This is a genomic window from Sulfurimonas sp. CVO (assembly GCF_009883775.1).
Taxonomy (GTDB): domain Bacteria; phylum Campylobacterota; class Campylobacteria; order Campylobacterales; family Sulfurimonadaceae; genus Sulfurimonas; species Sulfurimonas xiamenensis.
Genome location: NZ_CP033720.1, coordinates 1,681,462 through 1,704,000 on the forward strand (window position 1 = coordinate 1,681,462; position 22,539 = coordinate 1,704,000).

Annotated in this window: 23 protein-coding genes, 5 tRNA genes and 1 pseudogene; 5 read left to right on the forward strand and 24 right to left on the reverse strand. The window is 35.4% G+C overall.

Features of this window, described 5'->3' with window-relative positions; translation table 11 throughout:
• Positions 1 to 14: 14 nt before the first annotated feature.
• The 17 genes and pseudogenes from CVO_RS08530 to CVO_RS08610 form a co-directional block, all read right to left on the reverse strand.
• Positions 15 to 1,070 carry an NAD-dependent epimerase/dehydratase family protein gene (locus CVO_RS08530; RefSeq protein ID WP_159571610.1) on the reverse strand — a complete coding sequence of 352 codons (1,056 nt, stop codon included), beginning with the start codon at positions 1,068 to 1,070 and terminating at the stop codon, positions 15 to 17.
• Positions 1,067 to 2,392, reverse strand: coding sequence for a flippase (locus CVO_RS08535; RefSeq protein ID WP_159571613.1), 1,326 nt, complete (start codon positions 2,390 to 2,392; stop codon positions 1,067 to 1,069). Before CVO_RS08535 ends, CVO_RS08530 begins: the two co-directional genes overlap by 4 nt.
• Positions 2,382 to 2,744, reverse strand: a complete 363-nt coding sequence (locus CVO_RS08540; RefSeq protein WP_159571616.1) for a glycosyltransferase family 2 protein — start codon at positions 2,742 to 2,744, stop codon at positions 2,382 to 2,384. Before CVO_RS08540 ends, CVO_RS08535 begins: the two co-directional genes overlap by 11 nt.
• Complete coding sequence (locus CVO_RS08545) at positions 2,737 to 3,759, reverse strand: GDP-mannose 4,6-dehydratase (protein WP_159571619.1); 1,023 nt, start codon at positions 3,757 to 3,759, stop codon at positions 2,737 to 2,739. Before CVO_RS08545 ends, CVO_RS08540 begins: the two co-directional genes overlap by 8 nt.
• Positions 3,756 to 5,090: a lipopolysaccharide biosynthesis protein RfbH gene (gene rfbH / locus CVO_RS08550; RefSeq protein ID WP_159571622.1), complete on the reverse strand. Its 1,335-nt coding sequence runs from the start codon at positions 5,088 to 5,090 to the stop codon at positions 3,756 to 3,758. The genes CVO_RS08545 and rfbH overlap by 4 nt, the downstream gene beginning before the upstream one ends.
• Entirely contained in the window at positions 5,087 to 5,977 is an 891-nt protein-coding gene (locus CVO_RS08555) for an NAD-dependent epimerase/dehydratase (RefSeq protein ID WP_159571625.1), read from the reverse strand. Before CVO_RS08555 ends, rfbH begins: the two co-directional genes overlap by 4 nt.
• Entirely contained in the window at positions 5,978 to 7,093 is a 1,116-nt protein-coding gene (rfbG, locus tag CVO_RS08560; RefSeq protein ID WP_241690963.1) for a CDP-glucose 4,6-dehydratase, read from the reverse strand. It abuts the gene before it with no gap.
• Positions 7,078 to 7,851: a glucose-1-phosphate cytidylyltransferase gene (rfbF, locus tag CVO_RS08565; RefSeq protein WP_159571628.1), complete on the reverse strand. Its 774-nt coding sequence runs from the start codon at positions 7,849 to 7,851 to the stop codon at positions 7,078 to 7,080. The genes rfbG and rfbF overlap by 16 nt, the downstream gene beginning before the upstream one ends.
• Entirely contained in the window at positions 7,852 to 8,967 is a 1,116-nt protein-coding gene (locus CVO_RS08570) for a GDP-L-fucose synthase family protein (protein WP_159571631.1), read from the reverse strand. It lies immediately after the preceding gene.
• A 4-nt stretch (positions 8,968 to 8,971) separates the two neighbouring features.
• Positions 8,972 to 10,117, reverse strand: coding sequence for a GDP-mannose 4,6-dehydratase (gene gmd / locus CVO_RS08575; protein ID WP_159571634.1), 1,146 nt, complete (start codon positions 10,115 to 10,117; stop codon positions 8,972 to 8,974).
• Position 10,118: 1 nt separating this feature from the next.
• Positions 10,119 to 10,601 carry a GDP-mannose mannosyl hydrolase gene (locus tag CVO_RS08580; RefSeq protein ID WP_241690964.1) on the reverse strand — a complete coding sequence of 161 codons (483 nt, stop codon included), beginning with the start codon at positions 10,599 to 10,601 and terminating at the stop codon, positions 10,119 to 10,121.
• Positions 10,579 to 12,013 (reverse strand): annotated as a pseudogene (locus tag CVO_RS08585) (mannose-1-phosphate guanylyltransferase/mannose-6-phosphate isomerase). Before CVO_RS08585 ends, CVO_RS08580 begins: the two are co-directional and overlap by 23 nt.
• Positions 12,010 to 12,318: a MarR family EPS-associated transcriptional regulator gene (locus CVO_RS08590; protein ID WP_159571637.1), complete on the reverse strand. Its 309-nt coding sequence runs from the start codon at positions 12,316 to 12,318 to the stop codon at positions 12,010 to 12,012. Before CVO_RS08590 ends, CVO_RS08585 begins: the two are co-directional and overlap by 4 nt.
• Positions 12,319 to 12,641: 323 nt before the next feature.
• On the reverse strand, positions 12,642 to 12,932 hold the full coding sequence (locus tag CVO_RS08595; protein WP_159571640.1) for a GIY-YIG nuclease family protein: 291 nt from the start codon (positions 12,930 to 12,932) through the stop codon (positions 12,642 to 12,644).
• 412 nt (positions 12,933 to 13,344) lie between these two features.
• Positions 13,345 to 14,349 carry an NAD-dependent epimerase gene (locus CVO_RS08600; RefSeq protein ID WP_159571645.1) on the reverse strand — a complete coding sequence of 335 codons (1,005 nt, stop codon included), beginning with the start codon at positions 14,347 to 14,349 and terminating at the stop codon, positions 13,345 to 13,347.
• Between the two features lie 53 nt (positions 14,350 to 14,402).
• Complete coding sequence (locus CVO_RS08605; protein WP_159571648.1) at positions 14,403 to 14,759, reverse strand: four helix bundle protein; 357 nt, start codon at positions 14,757 to 14,759, stop codon at positions 14,403 to 14,405.
• Positions 14,760 to 14,822: 63 nt separating this feature from the next.
• The gene (locus CVO_RS08610) at positions 14,823 to 16,055 is read right to left on the reverse strand and encodes a nucleotide sugar dehydrogenase (RefSeq protein WP_159571651.1); all 1,233 of its coding nucleotides are present in this window, start codon (positions 16,053 to 16,055) and stop codon (positions 14,823 to 14,825) included.
• 245 nt (positions 16,056 to 16,300) lie between these two features.
• On the opposite strand from CVO_RS08610, the gene CVO_RS08615 reads away from it, so the two are divergent.
• The 4 genes from CVO_RS08615 (at position 16,301) to CVO_RS08630 (ending at position 18,222) form a co-directional block, all read left to right on the forward strand.
• Positions 16,301 to 16,723 (forward strand): hypothetical protein, encoded by a 423-nt coding sequence (locus CVO_RS08615; RefSeq protein ID WP_159571654.1) that lies wholly within the window; start codon positions 16,301 to 16,303, stop codon positions 16,721 to 16,723.
• Positions 16,724 to 16,763: 40 nt separating this feature from the next.
• Complete coding sequence (locus CVO_RS08620; protein WP_159571657.1) at positions 16,764 to 17,003, forward strand: hypothetical protein; 240 nt, start codon at positions 16,764 to 16,766, stop codon at positions 17,001 to 17,003.
• Positions 17,004 to 17,350: 347 nt separating this feature from the next.
• Complete coding sequence (locus CVO_RS08625) at positions 17,351 to 17,680, forward strand: winged helix-turn-helix domain-containing protein (RefSeq protein WP_159571660.1); 330 nt, start codon at positions 17,351 to 17,353, stop codon at positions 17,678 to 17,680.
• Positions 17,677 to 18,222 (forward strand): hypothetical protein, encoded by a 546-nt coding sequence (locus CVO_RS08630; protein ID WP_152298608.1) that lies wholly within the window; start codon positions 17,677 to 17,679, stop codon positions 18,220 to 18,222. The genes CVO_RS08625 and CVO_RS08630 overlap by 4 nt, the downstream gene beginning before the upstream one ends.
• A 356-nt stretch (positions 18,223 to 18,578) precedes the next feature.
• On the opposite strand, the gene CVO_RS08635 is transcribed toward CVO_RS08630, so the two are convergent.
• The 7 genes from CVO_RS08635 to CVO_RS08665 all read right to left on the reverse strand — a co-directional run bounded on the left by CVO_RS08635 (position 18,579) and on the right by CVO_RS08665 (position 20,894).
• Complete coding sequence (locus tag CVO_RS08635; protein WP_159571663.1) at positions 18,579 to 19,778, reverse strand: Fic family protein; 1,200 nt, start codon at positions 19,776 to 19,778, stop codon at positions 18,579 to 18,581.
• Between the two features lie 184 nt (positions 19,779 to 19,962).
• Positions 19,963 to 20,286 carry a DUF6933 domain-containing protein gene (locus tag CVO_RS08640; protein WP_502707862.1) on the reverse strand — a complete coding sequence of 108 codons (324 nt, stop codon included), beginning with the start codon at positions 20,284 to 20,286 and terminating at the stop codon, positions 19,963 to 19,965.
• 107 nt (positions 20,287 to 20,393) lie between these two features.
• Positions 20,394 to 20,478 (reverse strand) — tRNA-Leu (locus CVO_RS08645).
• A 25-nt stretch (positions 20,479 to 20,503) separates the two neighbouring features.
• Positions 20,504 to 20,580: transfer RNA gene (locus CVO_RS08650), tRNA-Arg, on the reverse strand.
• A 16-nt stretch (positions 20,581 to 20,596) separates the two neighbouring features.
• Positions 20,597 to 20,673: transfer RNA gene (locus CVO_RS08655), tRNA-Arg, on the reverse strand.
• Positions 20,674 to 20,716: 43 nt separating this feature from the next.
• Positions 20,717 to 20,793: transfer RNA gene (locus CVO_RS08660), tRNA-His, on the reverse strand.
• 23 nt (positions 20,794 to 20,816) lie between these two features.
• Positions 20,817 to 20,894: transfer RNA gene (locus CVO_RS08665), tRNA-Pro, on the reverse strand.
• A 173-nt stretch (positions 20,895 to 21,067) separates the two neighbouring features.
• Here CVO_RS08665 and CVO_RS08670 point away from each other — a divergent pair.
• Positions 21,068 to 22,513 carry an alanine/glycine:cation symporter family protein gene (locus CVO_RS08670; protein WP_159571667.1) on the forward strand — a complete coding sequence of 482 codons (1,446 nt, stop codon included), beginning with the start codon at positions 21,068 to 21,070 and terminating at the stop codon, positions 22,511 to 22,513.
• Positions 22,514 to 22,539 lie beyond the last annotated feature (26 nt).

Sequence of the window (22,539 nt, forward strand, 5' to 3'; positions counted from 1 at the left end):
TTATTGTCCTTGTGTTATATAAAGTATCGAAACAATATATATTTTATTTTATTTTTTATGCCATTGATTTCATTTAGTGGTGTAAATTCTTTTGTAAATTTATCTTTTTTAGCTTCCATTCTCCAACTGACTGGATTAAATTTTGGATTTTGCATAAACTCTTTTAAACATCTTTTTAGTCCATCTTTTGCATCAATAAATTCAGCTGTGTTGATAAACTCATTGATTTTAGAGTTATCAAACCTTCTATCATACAATCTATCATAAATGATTTGGTACTTTCCATGGTTCCAAGTAGAAAAATCATCCATATTTTGAAATAATACTTTTGGTCGTTTTCCTGTCATTTCTTCAATGGCGTCTAAATAAACTGCTAAAAGCTCTTCCCAAGTATATGAAGTGTTGCTTGTGATATGGTAGGCTTGTCCCAAAGTATTTTGTTGATTCATGAGATTCACCATAGCTTTTGCTACATCAAATCCATAAGTTACCGTCGTAAAATGATTCTTTATATCTTCACTAAAAACTATTGTTCTTCCCTGTAATGCACGATAAAGCCAATTTTCTTTTTCTAATGTTCCTAACTGTAAACGAATCTCACTATAGGTGATATAGGGTCGGATGATTGTCCAGTTTTGTTTAGATGATGATTTTAAAATATCCTCTTGCCTTGCTTTTGAAAGAGCATATTCACTTGTAGCTAAGTACTCTTCATCTTTGCATGTATCAAGTAGTCTTGTTGAGTCTTCTTTGATATACTCCATACTATTGTCATACACTCTTGAAGAGCTTAAAAAAATATATTGAGAAGTAGCATCTAAAAGCTTATGCACTCTTGCTTGAAATTCATCCTCTTTATAGACCATAAAATCAACTACTACATCCCATTTCTCTTTTAAAAGAGTATTTAAAAAGTTATCATCTTTTGCATCACCTTGAATATACTCAATAAACTCACTTGAGTCCCTTTTGCCTCTTGTAGTTACAAATACTTTTTCTCTTCTTGAAGCTAAAATATCAGCAAGATGCACACCCATAGCACCCGTACCGCCTAAAAGTAATATTTTCATTTTCCTGCCCTTAAAGATTTGATATGTTTTAAAGTATTTAAACTCCAATAAAGTGATAATGCTTTTGCTTGCATAAAAAACATAATTCTTGTTTTTGGGCTAATAGAGTTTAAAAGCCATACTGCCACTCCCTGTGATATTGCAGTAGCAACTGCGGCACCAACTGCTCCATAAATAGGTATCAGTAAATAGTTTAAGGCAATATTTAAAATAAGTCCTGCAAACGCTCTGTAAAAAGAGTATATTTGTAAGCCTTCTGCTAGAAAATATCGAAATGAAATAATACTTATTGCATTAAAAACCATACCCCAAATATGTATTATTAATATCGATGAAGATTGACTATAACTCTCTCCAAAAATTAAATTCATAAAAGGTGAAGCTATAAATATAACACCGATTGCAACACTTACTCCTAAAACAGCCATCAAGTTTAAAAGATGTTGAGTTCTTTGTAGATATAAAGTATAGTTATTTTTTCTAGCATTAAGCATAGCGGGGAATAATGATGTAGCAATAATGGCAGGAATAAACATCCAGCCCTCACTTATTCTAACAGCAGCAGCATAAACTCCCACCGCTTCATCACCTATCATGCTACCAAGCATGACTTGATCGATTCTAGTAAATAGTACAAATACAGCGCCCGATAAAATAAGAGGATAAGCTTCTTTTAATAAGTATTTTACTTTTACAAATGAAACCTTCCAATCTGAAATCTTATTTGATTTTTGAATATAAATTATGATGAGTCCAGTAGCAAGCAAAATACTTTCGATTAATACCACCCAAGCAAATGCAATAAGTGGGGCTTCGAGTATGATTAAAACTCCTTTGATAGTTGAACTAGTAAAAATAACTATTGCATCAATTATTGCACTATATTTTGCTTGAACATGTGACTCAAACCAGTACTTTATAACTTCAAAAGAAGTAAAAAAGAAAGCTGAAGAGATGATGATAACCATGATAAATACAAGATCATTCTCAGGTCGCACGATGGAGATACTAAATGCAGCCAATGGTAAAAGTAAAATTGCACCAATAAAACGAAGAGTAAATGATGTGCCCATAATCTCATGACTGTCTTGAGGATGAGAAAGCAACTCTTTAGTTACAAGCTTATCTAAACCCAATGATGACAACACCCCAAAAATCGCCACAAAAGAAAGAGCATAGTTAAAAATACCAAACTGCTCAGGACCCAAATAACGAGCAAGCCAAACAGTAATAAATAAACCAATAGCTATACGAAATATTTTTTCAGCAAAAAGCCATGAAGTGTTTGATAGGTATTTTTTGAAGCCTGAGTTATTTGTCACTTGATTTCCAAAAAGAATTTACTAGATTTTTTATGCCGATACCTTCGCCTGTGCCTATGTTTATGTGGGTGTTTCTTGTCTCTTGAGATCCTTCGCTTCGCTCAGGATGACGGAGAGAAGGCTCAGGATGACGAGGGTTTTGCTCAGGATGACGGAGAGAAGGCTCAGGATAACAAAGGTTCGTCACTCTGAGTGAGCGTAGCGAGTGAAGAGTCTCTGTTGAAGCATTATTAGAGATAATCAACCTAAATTTCCCTTGCAATCCCTCATTTTTAACTAGCTTGTCGAGATATAAAATATTTTTTACCAAATCCTGCTCTCTGTTATAAGTAGGTATTAATATATCAATCATGTGATTTTATCCACTCAATCATCTTCCTAATCCCCTCTTCCTTAGAAACCTTTGGTTCCCAACCTATCAACTCTTTTGCTTTTGATATATCAGCTACAAACACTCTTTGGTCTGACTCTCTTGGAGGTAATTGAGTATATGTCATTTTAATATCTAACTCTTGTTCTAAAAAAGAAAAAAGTTCTAAGAGTGAAGATGAGTTTTGCATACCACCTCCAATATTAAAAGCTTGCCCTTTTATGGTATCTATCTTTTGAGAAGCTTTTAAGTATAAATCTACACAATCACTCGCATAAAGTAAATCTCTTACTTGTTTTCCATTTCCTGAAATTGTAAATGGCTCTTTTAAAGTATTTGTTTTTATCTCTATTGCTTTTTGTGTGAACCATCCAAGCCAACCTTGATCATAAGTAGCAAATTGTCTTCCACCAAACATAGAAGAGTGTCTAAATACTGCTGTTTTAATACCATAGATTCTTGCAAAGTCAAGCATATACTGATCAGCACTTCCTTTAGAAGTACCATAAGGTGAGTGAAAGTCTAAAGTTACTTTTTCATCAAAGCCATTTGGTTTATCGGTGCATTTGTATCTTGTGTCTGTTTCTTCATAAGAGTATTGTTCTAAATCACCATAAACTTTATTTGTAGATGAGTAGATAATAGTTGAATCTGGACTATAAAGTCTTACGGCATTCAGAAGATTGAAACTTCCTCCTACATTTACCTCAAAGTCCATTCTTGGGTCTGCTATGGAAGTAGTCATAGCAACTTGACCAGCTAAATGATAGATAACATCTGGCTTATGAGTTTTTATTGTTCTCTCAACATCGTTTGTATTTCGTATGTCTCCATGGATAAATATAAACTCACCTTGAGATTCCAGCCACTCTTTGTTTTGATAGCTTCCAAATCTATAAAGACTATCAAATACTACAAGCTCATCACCTCTTTTTAGTATTTCACTTGCTATGTTTGAACCTAAAAATCCACATCCGCCTGTTATTAGGTATTTCATTGTTTAGCCTTTACAAACTCTCTAATCTTCTCAATCATATACCCTATAGCCTCATCACCCATACCAGGATACAACCCTATCCAAAAGCTATCATTCATAATCTTATCAGTATTTGTAAGCTCGCCTACTATTCTATAATCTACATTTAGCACCATACTATCAAACATAGGATGTCTTGTCATATTTCCTGCGAAAAGATTTCTTGTTTGGATATTGTTGTTTTCCAAATGCTCCACAAGTTCATTTCTGCTAAATTTTGCACTATCAGTCAATGTCATCATAAATCCAAACCAGCTAGGATCTGAGTTTGGCTGAGTTTCTACGAGTTGCAATTCTTGTAAATCTATAAGTGCATCATAAAGTTTCTTTTGGTTCTCTTTTCTTTTTTTTACAAAGCTTGGGAATTTTTCTAACTGAGCTACACCAACTGCTGCTTGCATATCTGAAACTTTGAGGTTAAATCCAAAGTGAGAGTAAACATACTTATGATCATACCCTTTTGGCAATGTTCCAAACTGTTGCGTAAATCTACATCCACATGTATTGTCAACACCGCTTTCACACCAGCAGTCTCTTCCCCAGTCTCTCATACTCAGCATAATTCTTCTAAGGAGTGGATTGTCTGTATATACAGCCCCGCCTTCTCCCATAGTCATATGATGTGGTGGATAAAAGCTAGATGTTCCTATGTCTCCCCATGTTCCGGTTGGTTTTCCTTCATAAGTACTTCCCAATGCGTCACAATTATCTTCTATGAGCCAAAGGTTGTGTTTATCACAAAACTCTTTTACAGCTCTTAGGTTGAATGGATTTCCTAAAGTATGAGCTATCATGATAGCTTTTGTTTTAGGGCTAAGGGCAAGTTCTAGCTTTGTCACATCTATATTTGCATAAATTAGTTCCATATCTACAAACACAGGTACGGCACCATACTGAACTATAGGAGCTACAGTAGTAGGAAATCCAGCAGCAACAGTGATAACTTCATCACCTCTTTTTATTTGTCTATCTCTTAGCATAGGGGAAGTCAAAGTATAAAATGCCAACAAATTAGCAGAACTTCCAGAGTTGACTAAAAATGCCCATCGTACATTTAAAAAATCAGCCAACTCTTTTTCAAACTTTTTAGAATAGTCCCCATATGTAAGCCAAAAATCTAAAGAACTATCAACAAGATACTGCATCTCTGTTTCATCAAAAACTCTTCCTGCGTAGTTGACTCTACTTTTTCCTGCTACAAACTCTTTGGTTTGTTGTGGTTTATGTACGAGTTCATAATACTCTTTGGTTTTTTGTAAAATTTCCTGTTTTAACTGCTGTGCTTGTGTCATTGTATAGCTTCCTTTATTATTAGTTTAATCCCATCTTCTATGGAAATTTTTGGTTTCCAGCCTAAATCAAACAAAGGCTTAACATCTTCTTCAATTTCCATAAACTCACCTTCTCTATAAGCTTTAGCACCAAAATTTAGTTTTGTACTAATTGGTTTTATTTTTGAAATCTCTTTGTAGATTTTCAATATAAACTCTTTGAGTTCTATTTGATCGCCTGTTCCAACATCAAATTCGCTAAATGCTTGAAAAATCTTCGACTTTTCAAGCATTAATAAATAAACATCTACAACATCATCAATATAAATAAAATCTCTTTTTTGAATACCCTCTGTTAAATCAACAGACTCTACATTTTGAAGCATCTGATTTGTAATCCATGTTACAAATTTTGTATTATCATCTTTTGGACCATACATATGTTCTAGTTTTAAATTTACTACTTTTATCCTATCACTAAAATATTTCAACCACTCTACAAACTGCTTTTTTGAAAGTGAGTAGTGGTTTAAATACTTATAAAGAAGTGTGTCCGTGTTGAAAAATGTGTCCGTGTTGAAAAATGTGTCCGTGTTGAAAAATGTAGCTGTCTCCAAAAGTTTTAGTGAAAACATCAAATTTGTATCAACTATATTTGATATACTTGAATTATTTCGTCCATAGTTTGTAACCGTATGTATTACAGCATCTATTTTTTGATCTTCAAAAGGTTTTTCTATGGCAACTTTGTCTATATCATAGCTTTTTACTTTTGATAATACTGAATCTATTCTCCAGATATTTGAAGTACTTCTTTTTAAAATAACTACTTCATACTTCAACTCTAATAATCTATGAAGAAGATGACTTCCTAAAAATCCTGTTGCACCTGTAAGTAAAATAGTCATTTAGCTAATTGCCCACTCTATATTTTTAGCTTTTGCATCCACCACATAGCTTTCTAAATCATCGTTAGTTAACAGTGCTTTATCATTTTCATAATAAGCTTTATACCACTTGACAGTTTTCTCAAAAGTAATTTCACTGCTCCAAACATCTTTCCATTTTAATAGAATATGAGCTTTGCTACAATCAAGTTTTAGTAAATTTGCTTCATGTAGTTGATTTGGGTCTTTGTTTATTTCATAATCTATTTTATCCCAATGTTTTTTTACATTTTTTACCACTTCTTCTACTGTTATACTTCCCTCATCACTTGGTCCAAAATTCCAAGCTTCACCAAACTCTACTTTTTCTTCGAGAAGTTTTTGTCCTATGTTTAAATATCCACTCAAAGGTTCAAGAACATGTTGCCAAGGACGAGTTGCATATGGGTTTCGTATGCTTACTTTTTTGCTTTGAGAGACTGAGAGCATGATGTCTGTTATCAGTCTATCTTTTGCCCAGTCACCGCCGCCTATGACATTTCCAGCTCGACAAGATGCAAGTAAAGTGTTGTGAGTTTTTTTATACTCTTTTGGATTAAAATAAGAATTTCTATATGAATTTGCCAGTAAATCAGCACACCCTTTTGATGAACTATATGGGTCATATCCACCCATAGGGTCGTTTTCTCGATAACCCCAAATCCATTCTTTGTTTTCATAGGCTTTGTCACTTGTGATGTTTACTATCGCTTTTACACCGTTTCTTCTACAAGCTTCAAAAACTTTGAGAGTACCTATCACATTTGTTTCATAAGTCTCAATTGGATTTTCATAAGAAAGCCTTACGAGTGGTTGAGCTGCAAGATGAAATACGATATCTGGTTTGTAAGTTTCAAAGGTTTGATTTAATTTTTCTAAATCTCGTATATCTCCGATAATTGAAACTATGTCAAGATTTAAGAGTTCTATATGGTTTGGGTTTGTAGGAGCTTCCAACGAGTACCCGACAACTTTTGCACCCATTTGATTTAACCAATAAGCCAACCAAGAACCTTTAAAGCCAGTATGCCCTGTAACAAGTACAGTTTTGTCTTTATAGATTCCAGAAAATAGATTTTGCATTACCAAATTTTCCATGGAGCTTTTCCATTATCCCAAAGTTTGTTTAAATCATTTTTATCTTTTAAACTATCCATTGGTTTCCAAAAACCGTCATGCTTAAAAGTAAATATCTCTCCATCTTGCGCAAGATTTTGAAGAGGTGCTTGTTCAAATACCGTACTGTCACCTCCGGTAATATAATCAAATACTTTTGGTTCACATACGAAAAAACCTGCATTTATCCATCCGCCATCGCCTTTTGGTTTTTCAAGAAAATGTGTTACTTGATTGTTTTCTTCTATATTTAAAGCACCAAATCTTCCATCAGGTTGAGCTGATGTCATAGTCATGGCTTTTCCATGTGATTTATGGAAATTTACAAGTTCTTCAATATTTATATCACTCACACCATCACCATAAGTAAGCATAAATGGTTCATTCCCCACAAACTCCTGCGCTCTTTTTACTCTTCCGCCTGTCATACTATCTACCCCAGTATCAAGAAGTGTCACTTTCCACGGTTCGCTAGAGTTGTTTAAAACTTCCATTTTCCCATTTTGCATATCGATAGTCACATCGCTTTGATGAAGAAAATAGTTCGCAAAATACTCTTTTATATAGTATCCTTTGTAGCCAAGTAAAATCACAAAATCATTAAAACCATACTTTGAGTATATTTTCATAATGTGCCAAAGAATTGGTTTTCCTCCAATCTCTACCATCGGCTTTGGTCGAACATCCGTCTCTTCCGAAAGACGAGTTCCAAATCCACCTGCTAATAATAATACTTTCACTTATTTCACTCCTTTATAATTGTTTAAATACCATTTATACATACTCACAACACCATCTTCAAGCTCAACCTTATGTTTCCATCCCAAAGAGTGAAGTTTGCTAGGGTCAGTGAGTTTTACCATCGTTCCATCAGGTTTATCTGTATTGAAAGAAAGTTCACCTTTGAAACCGATAATTTCTTTGATAAGTTCAGCTAGTTCTTTGATGGAGATATCTTTGCCTGTTCCTATGTTGATATGAGTGTTTTTTATCTCTTTATTTTTGTTTGCTTCACTTTGTTCGCAATGACAATTTGATGGAACTGCATGATTCACTTCATTTTTAATGACATCTTGAAAATCTCTATTTTCTAGTAAAAATACACATGCATCTGCCATATCTTCTGAGTACAAAAACTCTCTTCTAGGCTCTCCTGTTCCCCAAATTTCTACACTCTCTTTTGTAACGCCAAATTTTGCTAGATATGTTTTTGCTTCTTCTAGTGTTGAAACATTTAAGTCTTCTATCGCTTCATTATATCTTTTTTCATTGAGAAGTTTTGCCAGATGAATCTTTCGTATAAGAGCTGGTAGTACATGAGATTTTTCAAGGTCAAAGTTATCATTTGGTCCATACAAATTTGTAGGCATCACAGATATGAAGTTTGTACCATATTGGATATTGTAGCTTTCACACATCTTTATCCCTGCTATTTTTGCTATAGCGTATGGTTCATTTGTATATTCGAGTGGAGAAGTTAGGAGACAATCTTCTGGCATAGGCTGAGGAGCATTTTTTGGGTAGATGCATGTACTTCCTAAAAATAGCAGTTTTTTTACTCCATGAACGAAGCTTTGGTGGATAACATTGTTTTGAATCTGTAAGTTCTCATAGATAAAGTCTGCTCTATAAGTGTTATTTGCGATTATCCCGCCTACTTTTGCGGCAGCGAGTATCACATACTCTGGTTTTTCAGATTCGAAAAATTCTTCAACTGCTTTTTGGTCGATAAGGTCTAGTTCTTCATGAGTTTTTGTGATTAGATTTGTATAGCCTTTAGCTTCAAGGTTTTTGACTATAGCACTACCCACAAGTCCACGATGTCCTGCTATATATATTTTACTGTTTTTATTCATATTTTTACTCGAAATAACTCATAGTTTTGTATCCGCCATCTTTGAGGTAAACATCTTTTGTCATAAGTTTCAGGTCTGATTTCATCATGTCGTTTACAAGGTCTTGCAAGTTATACTCTCTATTCCATCCAAGTTTTTTCTCAGCTTTTGTTGGGTCGCCTAAGAGCAAATCAACCTCTGTAGGTCTGAAGTATCTAGGGTCTACACAAACAACTGTTTGATCTAAAGTCAAGTGAGAGATATCTACATTTGATGCTTTTGCTTTTTCCAAGTCTAAAGAATCAATGATACCTACTTCATCAACCCCAACACCTTCAAATCTTAGATTAATTCCAGCATAAGCAAAAGCAAATTTTACAAAGTCTCTAACAGTTGTTGTTTGTCCAGTTGCGATAACCCAATCTTCCGGCTCGTCAGCTTGAAGTATCATCCACATCATGCGTACATAATCTTTTGCATGTCCCCAGTCTCTTTTTGAATCAAGATTACCAAGATATAATTTATCTTGTAGTCCAAGAGCTATCTTAGAAGCTGCTCTTGTTATCTTTCTGGTTACAAATGTTTCACCTCTTACTGGGCTTTCATGGTTAAATAAAATACCGTTGCATGCAAACATTCCATAAGCCTCTCTGTAGTTTACGGTTATCCAGTATGCGTACATCTTTGCCACTGCGTATGGGCTTCTTGGATAAAATGGAGTTGTTTCACTTTGAGGAGTCTCTTGCACTTTTCCGTAAAGTTCTGAAGTAGATGCTTGGTAAATTTTTGTTTTTTTAGTTAAGCCTAAAAGTTTAACAGCTTCTAAAATTCTAAGAGTTCCTGTACCGTCCGCATTTGCTACATACTCAGGTGTTTCAAAAGAGACTGCCACATGGCTCATTGCAGCTAAGTTATATATCTCATCAGGTTGAGTCTCTTGGATGATTCTAGTTAAGTTCATACTATCTGTCATATCACCATAATGCAAAATAAGATTTCTGTTTTCCACATGCGGATCTTCATAAAGGTGATCTATTCTGTCTGTATTAAATAAAGAACTTCTTCTTTTTATACCATGTACTACATAGCCTTTTTTAAGTAAAAACTCTGCTAAGTATGATCCATCCTGTCCTGTTATACCGGTGATAAGTGCTACTTTTTTTTCTGCCATTTTATTTATTTTCTCCTATATTTATTTTTTTGAAATAATCTTTTACATATGCGTGAACTTCGTCACTTTGAAGCAGCTCTTCTACACTAAACCATCTGTATTCGCTATGCTGCTCTTTTGGCAGGTTCTTCAAGTTTGGCACCTTTAGTTTGTACCCTAAGTTTACATAGTGTGTAGAAACATTTTCATAAATACTATCATCATAAAAATGTTGAAAAACCCCTATAAAGTTAGGTTCATCTACTAGTTCTATTCCTAACTCTAGTTTTGCAAGCCGTTTCATTGCATTTGCAAGTGTTTCATTTTTACGAACTATGCCGCCTGTGGTAAAATAATATCCAAAAGCCGGTTTATTGACCCTTTTGCCTAAAAGCACTTTGTCTTTATGCATAGCTATGAGATCTATAGAAACCAGAGGCGCATACTCTATTACAGTTTTAAACATTTCATCTGGAACCATACTACTCTCTTGCAAAATCATCATCAAGTCTCACTATATCATCTTCACCGGTATACTCTCCGACTTGAGCCTCTATAAGTACTACTGGGATCTTTCCTTCATTTGCCAATCTATGAACCTCTCCCATTTTTATATAAGTAGATTCATTTGGTCGTACCAATCTTTTCTCATTTCCTACTGTTACTGTAGCCGTGCCTGATACTACTATCCAGTGTTCGTTTCTATGATAGTGTTTTTGCAGGCTCAGTCTCTGTCCGGGTTTAACTTCTATGCGTTTTATCTTGTATGTCTTCTAAGACTGTGTAAGTTCCCCATGGACGATGAGCTGTGAGATGAATATTATGAAGTCCGTTTCCTTCTGCTTTTATCTTTTTTACTACATCTTTTACTTTTTGAGATGAGCCTTTTTTAGAGATAAGCAGTGCATCACCGGTATCTACAATAATAAGATCTTCTACATCAACTGTAGCAATTTTTCTCCCTGTTCCGTAAACAAGATTGTTTTTAGAATCAATACTTATATGGTTTGGATTTTTTGTATTTCCATCTTTATCTTTTTCAAGTTCTTCAAAGAGTGCATCAAAACTCCCCACATCGCTCCATGAGATATCTGATGGCACCACTTTTACTTTACTTGATTTTTCCATAACTGCATAGTCAATGCTCTCTTCTGGGATAGCACTCATAAATTCGTGAGTTATTCGTAATTGGTTATTAGTTATCAATTGTTTATTTTCAAATGCTTTTTTTGAGGCTTCAAATATTTCAGGTGAATATTTTTGAAGTTCATCTAAAAATACTCCTGCTTTAAAACAGAACATTCCGCTGTTCCACAAATAGTGGTTAGTGGTTAGTGGTTGGTTGTTAGTGTCGATATAACTTTGTGCTGTTTGCAAGTCCGGTTTTTCATGAAAAGCTTTTACATTCTCGCCGTCGCTTTCGATGTAACCAAATCCGGTTTCGGCAAATGTTGGTTTGATGCCAAATGTTACAAGAAAGTTTTCGTTAGCCAGCTCTTTTGCTCTTTGAATGACTTTTTGATACTCTTCTTCATTTTTTATGAGGTGGTCTGATGGAGTAATAAGCACTATCTCTTCATAATCTAGTGCCATACAAGCCAAAGCTATTGCAGGAGCAGTATTTCTTCCAACCGGTTCAAGAAGATAGTTTGTGGTTGATGGTTGATAGTTGATAGTTTTTTGGATCTCTTCAAATTGATCTATTGCTAAAAAGTACTGCTCACTGTTTGATACGATAAACTGACTTTCGCACACTTTGGAGTTTCGCTCAACTGTTAGTTGAAACAGTGACTTATCATCAAAACGACCATCGAGACTCTCTTTAGTAAATAGCTTTACAAACTGTTTTGGCATAAGAGTTCGGCTGATCGGCCAAAGCCGCGTACCGCTTCCACCGCATAAAATTATATTAGTCATATTATTTTCCTCATCATCTCAAGTTCGTGCTGGAGCATCTCATACTCCTCTTTTTTTCTTTTGATAAACTTTTGCGTAAGCGAGATTTTCTCCTCCAACCCTTTTGGAGTCAGAAGGTAGCGGTACTGTTTTTTGTTCTGGTTGTTGTAAAAATTCTCTACTTTAAGAAGCCCTTTTGCGCCGAGTGCTTTTAAGACATAGTTGATTTTGCCCACGCTATAACCAAGCTCATCCGCCAAAGTTTTTTGTGTAGTAACTCTTCCCAAGCTTCGCAAAATAGAAAGTTCTAACTCTTCGTTTGTCAATGTTTAATCCTAATAAATTTTATGCTCTAATTCAAAATATGAATTGTACATGGTTTATGCTTTGTTTTTACTTTTTTGGCATGTGAATAATCTGAGATAAAGTTCGAGGGAGAGAGAGATTCTTCACTTCGTTCAGAATGACGGACGCCCGTCACTCTGAGTGAGCACTTCCTTCGTCACTCTGAGTGAGCATAGTGAGTGAAGAGTCTATGTCGCAGTTCAAGCGAGATCCTTCGCTTTGCTCAGGATGACGGTAAGGGGCACTCAGGATGACGGAAACTCGTCACTCTGAGCGAGCGCAGCGAGTGAAGAGTCTCTGTCTGTTATATCAAATCCTCATACAAATCTTGCCAAGTTTCATTTTCTTTCTCAATGAGACTTATTTTTTTGCTTCTTTTCCATCCTTTGAGAACTTTTTCTCTTGTGATTGCTGTTTCCATCTCATCACAAAGCTCAAAATATACTAACTTTGTTACATTGTATTTTGCACTAAAGCCTTCCATGACATGATTTTTATGCTCATAAATTCTTTTGATCAAGTCAGATGTAACGCCTACATACAAAACATGATTTGACTTGTTGGTAAGTATATAAACAGCAGGTTGTTTTTGCAAGTGTTTGCCTTTTTGAGTTTTGTAAATTATAACAAAATTTTGACTTGAGTTTATGAGGGAGATCCTTCGCTTCGCTCAGAATGACGAGGTGACACTCAAAATGACAAACACTCGTCGCTCTGAATGAGCACTTCCTTCGTCACTCTGAATGAGCGTAGCGAGTGAAGAGTCTATGTCGCAGTTCAAGCGAGATTCTTCACTTCGTTCAGAATGACGGAAAACTCGTCACTCTGAGTGAGCGTAGCGAGGGAAGAGTCTATGTTGAAGTTAGAGAGAGATTCTTCACTTCGTTCAGAATGACGGAAAACTCGTCACTCTGAATGAGCGTAGCGAGGGAAGAGTCTATGTTGAAGTTAGAGAGAGATTCTTCACTTCGTTCAGAATGACAGGGGCTCAGGATGACGGGAAAGGCTTACTCTTCAGATTTATAAAACCCTTTATACCACTTCACAAACTCGCCTATTCCATCGACAAGTTTTGTATCGGGTTTGTATCCAAAATCATTCATCAGATCTTGTGTATCGGCGTAGGTTGATTCTACATCGCCGGGCTGCATATCCATAAAGTTTTTCTCTGCTTTTTTGCCAAGTGCGTCTTCAAGCGTCTCTATAAACTCCATCAAACTTACTGGAGCATTATTGCCTATGTTGTACACACTATAATCAGAAGGATTGTCTATAACCTTGATAACACCGTCTACTATGTCATCAATGTATGTAAAGTCTCTGCTCATCTTGCCGTGGTTAAATACTTTTATGGCTCTGTCATTTGATATGGCGTCGGCAAAAAGCATCGGCGCCATATCGGGTCTGCCCCATGGTCCGTAAACCGTAAAAAATCTCAGGCCGGTAGTCTGTATGCCGTATAGATGGCTATATGTATGAGCCATAAGCTCGTTTGATTTTTTGGTAGCAGCATAAAGACTTATAGGGGTGTCCGTTTTATCCGTAGTTTTAAATGGCTGTGATTCATTGAGCCCATACACGGATGAGCTGCTTGCGTATGAGAGATTTTTTACACCGTAGTTTCTGCAAGCCTCCAAAATATTTAAAAATCCTACAACATTGCTCTGGATGTAAGCATGCGGATTTTCTATGGAGTACCGCACACCCGCTTGAGCAGCTAAATTCACCACTGCGTCAAATTGCTCAGTTTCAAAGATATGATTGATAGCTTTTGTGTCCTCTAAGTCTACTTTGTAAAACTTGTGCAGTGGGAATTTAGTGCTTAGGGTATAGTGATTAGGGATTAGGGATTTTTTTTGGATTCCTAATTCTGCCAATCTTGCATACTTTAGATTTACATCATAATAGTCGTTTATATTGTCAAGACCAACTACCTCATCGCCACGCTCAAGTAGTTTTTTTGCAAGGTGAAAACCGATGAAGCCTGCTGTTCCGGTGACAAGGATTTTCATTTTGAAATCCTTGTAGTGTTTAGTGTGTAGGGGTTAGTGATTAGTGTTTTCATCTATATTTTCCTTTTCAGTGAACTTATAAGTCCGTTTATCATTTTTTTTATTTCATTTATATCTTGACTATATTGTTCTATATCTTTAAAATATCCTATTTTTTGACCTATTATAATTTGAGTCTCAACTTCTGAAGCTGAACCAAGTGCAATATATAAAAACTGCACATACTCTTTTGTGCTATTTCTTCCAAAACCTTCTGCAATATTGCTAGGGATAGACACAACCGCTCTTCTTATCTGATCAGATAAAGCATAAGTTTCTTCTTTTGGTAACTGTTTAACAAGCAAATATACAGATGCAACAAAATCTATACTTTTTTGCCAAACTGTCAAATCTTTAAAACTTTTTACCATTCTCTATCTCCTCCCTAACCCCTAAACCCTAAACCCTAACCCCTAACCCCTAAACACTAAACACTAACTATCGCTATTAAATATATCACGAGTGTATATTTTCTCTTCGACATCTTTTATGTCTTCTGAAATTCTATTTGCAACAATAACATCGCTTATCTTTTTAAACTCGTCCAGATCTTTTATGACTCTTGAGTTGAAAAAATCATCCTCTTCATATGCAGGTTCATAGATGACGACTTCTATCCCTTTCGCTTTGATGCGTTTCATGATGCCTTGGATAGCGGAGCTTCTAAAGTTGTCAGATCCTGATTTCATTACAAGTCTGTAGATTCCAACTGTGCCAGTTGGAGTTGATTGTTGATAGTTGATAGTTGATAGCTTCTTTATGATTGAATCTGCTATGAAATCTTTTCTTGTGCTGTTTGATTTTACAATCGCCTCTATCATATTTGAGGGTACATCTGCATAGTTTGCAAGGAGCTGTTTTGTGTCTTTTGGCAGGCAGTATCCGCCGTAGCCGAATGATGGGTTGTTGTAGTGTGTGCCGATGCGCGGGTCAAGCCCTACTCCCTCTATGATCTGCTTTGTGTTTAGTCCATGAGTCTGCGCGTAAGAGTCAAGCTCGTTAAAATATGCTACTCTCATAGCAAGGTAGGTGTTTGCAAAAAGTTTTATCGCCTCAGCTTCCGTTGCATCGGTAAAGAGAATCGGGATATCTTTTTTGATGGCACCCTCAGCCAAAAGATTTGCAAATACTTCCGCTCTCTTGCTCTTTTCACCTACTATAATGCGGCTTGGGTAGAGGTTGTCATGAAGAGCCAAACCCTCTCTTAAAAATTCGGGAGAGAAGATAATGTTGTCCACTTTAAACTTCTCTTTTAAGCTTTTTGTATAGCCTACCGGGATTGTGGATTTTATAACTATGACAGCATGCGGGTTGATACTAAGCACATCGTCTATAACATACTCTATGCTTTTGGTGTTAAAGTAGTTTGTATCCGGGTCATAATCTGTAGGAGTTGCAACAATAACATACTCAGCATTTTCGTATGCTTCGTTTTTATCTAAAGTCGCGCGGAAGCTTCCTTGGTTATCAGGGTTTAGTTTTTGGGGGTTAGTGATTAGTGTTGTGAGATACTCTTGTATATCTTTATCTTCTATCGGCGAGATACCTTTGTTTATCATCTCCACCTTTTCAGGAATGATATCCAGTGCGACCACTTCGTTATGCTGCGCTAGTAAAATCCCGTTGCTTAGTCCCACATATCCCGTACCTGCTATTGCTATCTTCATCTACTGCCTTTATATTTTATATTGAAGTTCGAGCTCATAAGTCCCTCAATCTCTTCATTTATCAACATTTTATCCTTTTGTTGCATGAAAATTCAATTGTTGAATTTTACCAAATTCAAACTTCAGATTCTTTTATCGTTTTATACTTTGTGCTTTTTTTAGTCTTATTTCAGTAATTTTTAATAAATATTTTATTATTTAACAGATAGAATGTTTGCATAAAACAAAATAGTTTATGGAAAGAAATGAATGCGAATACTATAAGCAAAATTGATACTTTGGTAAAAAAAGTATACTACACTCATGAAAGATTTAATGTAGAAGCGGCATTTGCTCTGCTCTATCACAAAGAGCCCTTAAGTGTAGGTGAACTTTCAAAATTTATTAGAATCTCAGATGAAGTAATAGCGCTTGATGAAACCTGTTATTTCATCGTTTTTCAATTTACTTCCGAAGAAAAAGCATATAAAGCATCGCAAAATATAATCCATAAACTAGATCAATACTATAATGCACATTCAGAATGTTTTATTGCAGTCGATAGTTTAAACATTAACAAATCTCCACAGAACATATTATGCCGACTAAAACAAATCATTACTTTGGCCCGTCAAAATTCTTCTACTAGAGTTGAGACAGAAGATGTACTGGATAAATTACAATGCTAATACAAAAAACTAAACGAGAAACAAAATGTTTATAAAAGAGATGAAAGAATTGGTAAAGTTTGCAATAGAACTTGACATAGTAAACATGTGTACAAAAATTGGTTATAAGGGTGATTACATTATCTCATTTTCCGGACAAAAAGAAGCTATATCCAAGATCAAATACTTTTGTAATGAATCCGGTATAGAAAACAAAATAATGCACGAACAAGCAAAAGCATACAGCACTATATTTTGTGTATTTCACGCCGGAGATGACATCTACAAACTAAAAGATTAACGCGCTTGGTTGTTTAATGGGCGAAGGATGGTGCGGATGAGAGGACTTGAACCTCCACGCCTTGCGGCACCAGATCCTAAGTCTATTTTTTAGTGTTTTTCATCTTTTCTTAAACTATTTCATTTCCTTTCAAAATCCCTATATTTAGGGATTTATAAAAGGTTTAAAATTTTCATATCATATCATCTATTTTCATTGTTTTTCAAATTTTGTAGTAAAAACTGTAGTAAAAAAAATGATTTTTAAAGTACAATTTGGCATCTAACTAAATTTTATTAATCAATCTGTTTTATGATATAATATTTATGTCATTTGATATAAATATTATATCAATATTAGGAGCAAGCATGTTAGAAGCACTTTTGGGTACCAAAAACCGAGAATTAACCTTACAGTATCTTCTTGTATTCAAAGAAGGTTATGCACGAGAAATAGCTAAATATTTTGATGTATCTTTGCCATCTATTCAAAACCAACTGAAACATTTTGAAGAGAATGGTTTGGCACTAAGTAAAATGTCTGGTCGAACTAAGGTCTATTTTTTTAATCCAAGATATGTATTTCTTCCTGAGCTTACTACATTACTCGATAAAGCGAGACTATATTACAAACCAGAGTTAAAAGAAAAACTAGATATGCAAAGAAAACGACCAAGAAGAGTAGGAAAACCTTTATGAAAAAACAAATTAAAGATATGGATTTAAAAGAACTAGGAGGACTAATATGTGATGCTCTTATCGCTAAAGATATACATGTTGTTCTCTCTGGTGGTTCATGTGTAGAAATTTATAGTAGAGGTGAATATACATCTTGGGATTTAGATCTAATCAACCAATACAATGAACAATTTAAAAAGATTCATGCGGTAATGAAGGAACTTGGATTTAAAGAACACAATAAATATTTTGTACATGACGATACAAAATTTTTTATAGAGTTTCCTTCTGGTCCATTAGGTGTTGGTGATGCACCTGTTGAAAATATCGCTGAAATTGATACAGAAGCAGGTGTATTAAGACTTTTAACTCCAACAGACTGCATCAAAGATAGACTTGCTGCATATTACCATTGGGATGATGAGCAATCATTGCAACAAGCTATATGGGTTGCCCAACAAAATGAATATGATCTTCAATCAATAAAAGAGTGGTCTATAAAGGAAGGTTCGGAAGCTAAATATACTATTTTTGAAAATAGTCTCAAACATAGGGATAAGTAATGGCACTAAAACCAGCAGGTGGTAAATAAAAAGTTGATTTTGAAGTTTTCTTAAAGCGACTGTAAAAAGTCTTGTGAAGCCCTATTTTAAAGGATGGTGCGGATGAGAGGACTTGAACCTCCACGCCTTGCGGCACCAGATCCTAAGTCTATTTTTGAGCGTTTTTCATCTTTTCTTAAACTGTTTCATTTCCTTTCAAAATCCCTATATTTAGGGATTTATAAAAGGTTTAAAATTTTCATATCATATCATCTATTTTCATTGTTTTTCAAATTTTGTAGTAAAAACTGTAGTAAAAAAAATGATTTCTTACTAAAAGACCTACCATAAATATTTCATTGATTTTAGCAAAACCATCAATCTACTTTTTCAGGAATAAGCTCTGGAATTATCTGCGAAGCAAAGAATGAATTTACTTTGAGGCGAAGTGGTGCTTTACTATGTTCACTTTCTATATAGCCCATTTTCGTTAGGGTGCTTACGAGTTTTGTTGCTGTACTTACACTTTTACCTATGGCAGAAGGCACATATCTTCTCTCTAGTTCACCATTTAACAACAAATGAGAGAACAGTAGTTCAGAATACTTTGGTAAAGGTTCTTGTTTGTAAAACATCCCCTCTTGTGAAAATTTTACAAATTTTCTAATTTTATCGTTAAGCTGGTCAAGTCGCAAACCATTTCCCATAAACTCTATTTGATCCAATGCAACCTCAAGCATATATTTCAAGTAACCTTCGAGTCCTCTAAGTGAGAGTTCACCTCTGCCATCAGTCGCACCTTGTTGTTTCATATCTGCATAAGATAAGTAGTGCTGATACTCTTTAACATCTCTTGCAAGTCCTCTTGAGATATTCCACAGTCCGTAACCTTCAAGTTTCATACTCCAGAACATTGCATCAAGATGCAGTCTTGAAACTCTTCCATTTCCATCTAAGAAAGGGTGAAGATACACTAATCGATGATGAGAACTAAATGCTGCAAGTAGTTTTATCGCTTTTGTAGAACTGCCAAATACCGCAGAGTACTCTTTTTCATAGTAATTAAAAACAGTTGTGATTAAATCACTTGAAGGTGCAATATGGTTGCCAACTTGAACATCTTTAGTTCTGAACTCTCCGGGTATCATCTCTATGAGTTCATTATCTTTTTCAAGTTTTGTAAATTTTTCCATACCTTCACTAGAGTAAAAGAGTCGATGGATCTCTTTTATGAAGTTTCTATCAATTACATTGTACTCAGATGCATAGCTTTCAACAAACTTTTGTGTTTGAATATGTGCAACCGAAAGCTCTTGAAGTGCCTTTTGTTTTGAATCTTCAGAGAACTGTTTGAGCATAGCTTTTTCAATATCTATAGGGTGTGTACTCTCAGCTTCAATTCTGTTTGAATAGTAGCTGTTTGTAATCCGTAAAACATCCCTAAAAGCATTGACAACATGTTGATTGTATCCGCTTGCGATCTTTGCACTTTCTATACAAACTTTTTCTGCAAGCTCTAATAATTCTGGCTTTATCTGCCCTTTTAGATCATAAGGCATAATTGGAGATATTAACATTTTATCCATCCTTGATGTCATTATATCTATTTTCTCTATTTTATTGCAACTTTTACGAGATAAATTATTAGAAAAAAATTATCATAAAATCCTATATGTAGGAGTATTAATATTATAATTTAATTCAAACAGATATTTTTTTACGAGATAAATTACGGTGTATATTACGAGACTACTTCACTTTTCAACATTTCACTAAATAATTCCCAATCTGTTTTTTCATATCATTCATTGAAGCGATAACACTTCTATTGGAAATTTTAGAGTAGTAAAATGTTTCCATGCTCTCTAAAATTTTTTCAAATTGACTTTGAGCTAATCCACTTTCTACGAGGAGTTTAAATACTCTTTCTCTTATAACCTCTTCAAAGTGTTTAAAATCATCTGCTTTTAATCCAAACAAGAAAAATGAATACAGAGTTTTATTATTAGTGATCAACACACAATTGTACCTTCCAAATTTCAGAAGATTACAATGAAAATCATCTATATCACTATGCGGTGTCAAACGAACTCTAAAATTGGTAATTTTTTAGTAAAAAAGTAGTAAAACTTTGATTTTGAAGTTTTCTTAAAGCGACTGTAAAAAGTCTTGTGAAGCCCTATTTTAAAGGGTGGTGCGGATGAGAGGACTTGAACCTCCACGCCTTGCGGCACCAGATCCTAAGTCTGGCGTGTATACCAATTTCACCACATCCGCATGTGATTGTTTAACAGTGTAAAGGTGGTACGCCCTACACGATTCGAACGTGTGACCGATGCCTTAGAAGGGCATTGCTCTATCCAGCTGAGCTAAGGACGCATACATTTATAAAAAATGGTGCGCCCGATAGGATTCGAACCTATAACCGTCGGATCCGAAGTCCGAAACTCTATCCAGTTGAGCCACGGACGCCACAAAGTTTATTATTATTAAGTTTTTTTATATTTAAGATTTATGGGGTGAGATGCGGGATTCGAACCCGTGACCCCCGGCACCACAAACCAGTGCTCTAACCAGCTGAGCTAATCTCACCATATTTTTTAAATATAAAAGGGTGGTCGGGGTGAAAGGACTCGAACCTTCGGCCCCCTGGTCCCAAACCAGGTACTCTAACCATACTGAGCTACACCCCGACCTATAACATTAAAACAACCTAGTAGCTGATTAATGAGGCGAAATTATAGTTAATTACTTTTAAAATGTCAATAGTTTTCTTGCATATTATCAAAAAAATTCAAAATCAATACAAAAAGAGATTAAGATTAGTTTGTTACAATAACATCTATATGGTTTTGAAAGGTTAATTTTGGGTGAAGTATTTAGTAATATAAACTCTTTTTTAGAGACACTTCTATTTTTTGACATTCTTTTTGGAACGGTAGATGGGGTCACCTTGCCGTTTTTAGTTGTGTGGCTTATTGCTGGAGGTATATATCTTACATTTTTACACAACTTTATAAACCTAAGAGCGTTTGGCCACTCTTTTAATATCATAAGAGGCAAATACAATACTGCAGACGATACTGGGCAAATCTCCTCTTTTGGTGCATTAACAACTGCATTAAGTGCTACAGTCGGACTTGGAAACATCGCCGGTGTTGCTCTTGCCATCGCTATCGGAGGTCCCGGAGCAACTTTTTGGATGATAGTCGCCGGTTTTTTGGGAATGAGTCTTAAGTTTACAGAAGTAACACTCTCTCTGCAATACAGAGAGTTTTTAAAAGACGGGACTATTATGGGCGGTGCAATGGAGTATCTCTCAAAGGGTTTGGCAAAAAAAGGGTATGCAAAATTCGGTAAAGTTCTTGCTGTTGTTTTTGCTGTTTTTATGATCGGCGGAGCTATCGGCGGCGGAAATACTTTTCAAGTCTCACAGGCACTAAGCGCTATCTCTCAAGAGGTTCCATTTTTTGGAAATTATCCTATAATCTTTGGAATTATTATCGCTACTCTTGTCGGCTTTGTTATTATAGGCGGTGTTACGAGAATAGCACATATCACTGAAGCACTTGTTCCTCTAATGGCAATCATATATATAAGCGCTTCTGTATGGATCTTGGGGCACCACTCTGAGAAGATAGTTGATGCTTTTAGTATTATTTTTACAGAAGCTTTTTCAACAAGTGCGATTTATGGTGGTATCATAGGGTCACTTATCCAAGGTTTTCAAAGAGCCGTTTTCTCAAGTGAAGCGGGCATCGGCTCTTCTCCGGTTGCACATGCTCCCGTTAAAACAAAATATCCTGTCAGACAAGGACTGGTAGCTCTTTATGAGCCGTTTATAGATACTATCGTCATCTGTACCATGACCGCGCTTGTTATCGTTATAACAGGTGTTTATGCTCATGATGGAGCCTATGTTGATCTCATAGAGGCAAAACAGGGTGCGGCTCTTACAAGCGCGGCATATGGAACTGTCATTGACTGGTTTCCTGCCATACTATCGGTAAGTATAACCCTTTTTGCTTTTTCAACCATGATATCGTGGTCATACTACGGCGAGCGCGCATGGGTCTATCTTTTTGGTTCAAAATTTTCTATAGTCTATAAAATTCTATTTCTTTCTCTAACTGTGATAGGAACAGTTGTAAGCACGGGACTGTTGGTTGATTTTAGTTTTATGCTTCTTCTGGCTATGGCACTGCCAAATATTTTAGGGCTATTTATCCTTGGAGGAGATGTTAAAAAAGAGCTGAATGTTTATATGGAAAAACTTAAAAGCGGTGAACTTGACAGAGAGGCTATAAGGTAAAAGAAAAAGGAAAAAATTCCTTTTTC

What these genes read in the sequence shown, in the direction of transcription:
- CVO_RS08570 (WP_159571631.1), bottom strand. Translation starts at nt 8,967, where the DNA reads ATGAATAAAAACAGTAAAATATATATAGCAGGACATCGTGGACTTGTG.
- CVO_RS08540 (WP_159571616.1), bottom strand. Translation starts at nt 2,744, where the DNA reads ATGATTGATATATTAATACCTACTTATAACAGAGAGCAGGATTTGGTA.
- CVO_RS08605 (WP_159571648.1), bottom strand. Translation starts at nt 14,759, where the DNA reads ATGGTAAAAAGTTTTAAAGATTTGACAGTTTGGCAAAAAAGTATAGAT.
- rfbG (WP_241690963.1), bottom strand. Translation starts at nt 7,093, where the DNA reads ATGGAAAATTTGGTAATGCAAAATCTATTTTCTGGAATCTATAAAGAC.
- CVO_RS08530 (WP_159571610.1), bottom strand. Translation starts at nt 1,070, where the DNA reads ATGAAAATATTACTTTTAGGCGGTACGGGTGCTATGGGTGTGCATCTT.
- CVO_RS08600 (WP_159571645.1), bottom strand. Translation starts at nt 14,349, where the DNA reads ATGAAAATCCTTGTCACCGGAACAGCAGGCTTCATCGGTTTTCACCTT.
- CVO_RS08580 (WP_241690964.1), bottom strand. Translation starts at nt 10,601, where the DNA reads ATGATGATTTTGCAAGAGAGTAGTATGGTTCCAGATGAAATGTTTAAA.
- rfbH (WP_159571622.1), bottom strand. Translation starts at nt 5,090, where the DNA reads ATGACACAAGCACAGCAGTTAAAACAGGAAATTTTACAAAAAACCAAA.
- CVO_RS08635 (WP_159571663.1), bottom strand. Translation starts at nt 19,778, where the DNA reads ATGTTAATATCTCCAATTATGCCTTATGATCTAAAAGGGCAGATAAAG.
- CVO_RS08610 (WP_159571651.1), bottom strand. Translation starts at nt 16,055, where the DNA reads ATGAAGATAGCAATAGCAGGTACGGGATATGTGGGACTAAGCAACGGG.
- CVO_RS08615 (WP_159571654.1), top strand. Translation starts at nt 16,301, where the DNA reads ATGAATGCGAATACTATAAGCAAAATTGATACTTTGGTAAAAAAAGTA.
- gmd (WP_159571634.1), bottom strand. Translation starts at nt 10,117, where the DNA reads ATGGCAGAAAAAAAAGTAGCACTTATCACCGGTATAACAGGACAGGAT.
- CVO_RS08555 (WP_159571625.1), bottom strand. Translation starts at nt 5,977, where the DNA reads ATGACTATTTTACTTACAGGTGCAACAGGATTTTTAGGAAGTCATCTT.
- CVO_RS08620 (WP_159571657.1), top strand. Translation starts at nt 16,764, where the DNA reads ATGAAAGAATTGGTAAAGTTTGCAATAGAACTTGACATAGTAAACATG.
- CVO_RS08630 (WP_152298608.1), top strand. Translation starts at nt 17,677, where the DNA reads ATGAAAAAACAAATTAAAGATATGGATTTAAAAGAACTAGGAGGACTA.
- CVO_RS08625 (WP_159571660.1), top strand. Translation starts at nt 17,351, where the DNA reads ATGTTAGAAGCACTTTTGGGTACCAAAAACCGAGAATTAACCTTACAG.
- CVO_RS08545 (WP_159571619.1), bottom strand. Translation starts at nt 3,759, where the DNA reads ATGAAATACCTAATAACAGGCGGATGTGGATTTTTAGGTTCAAACATA.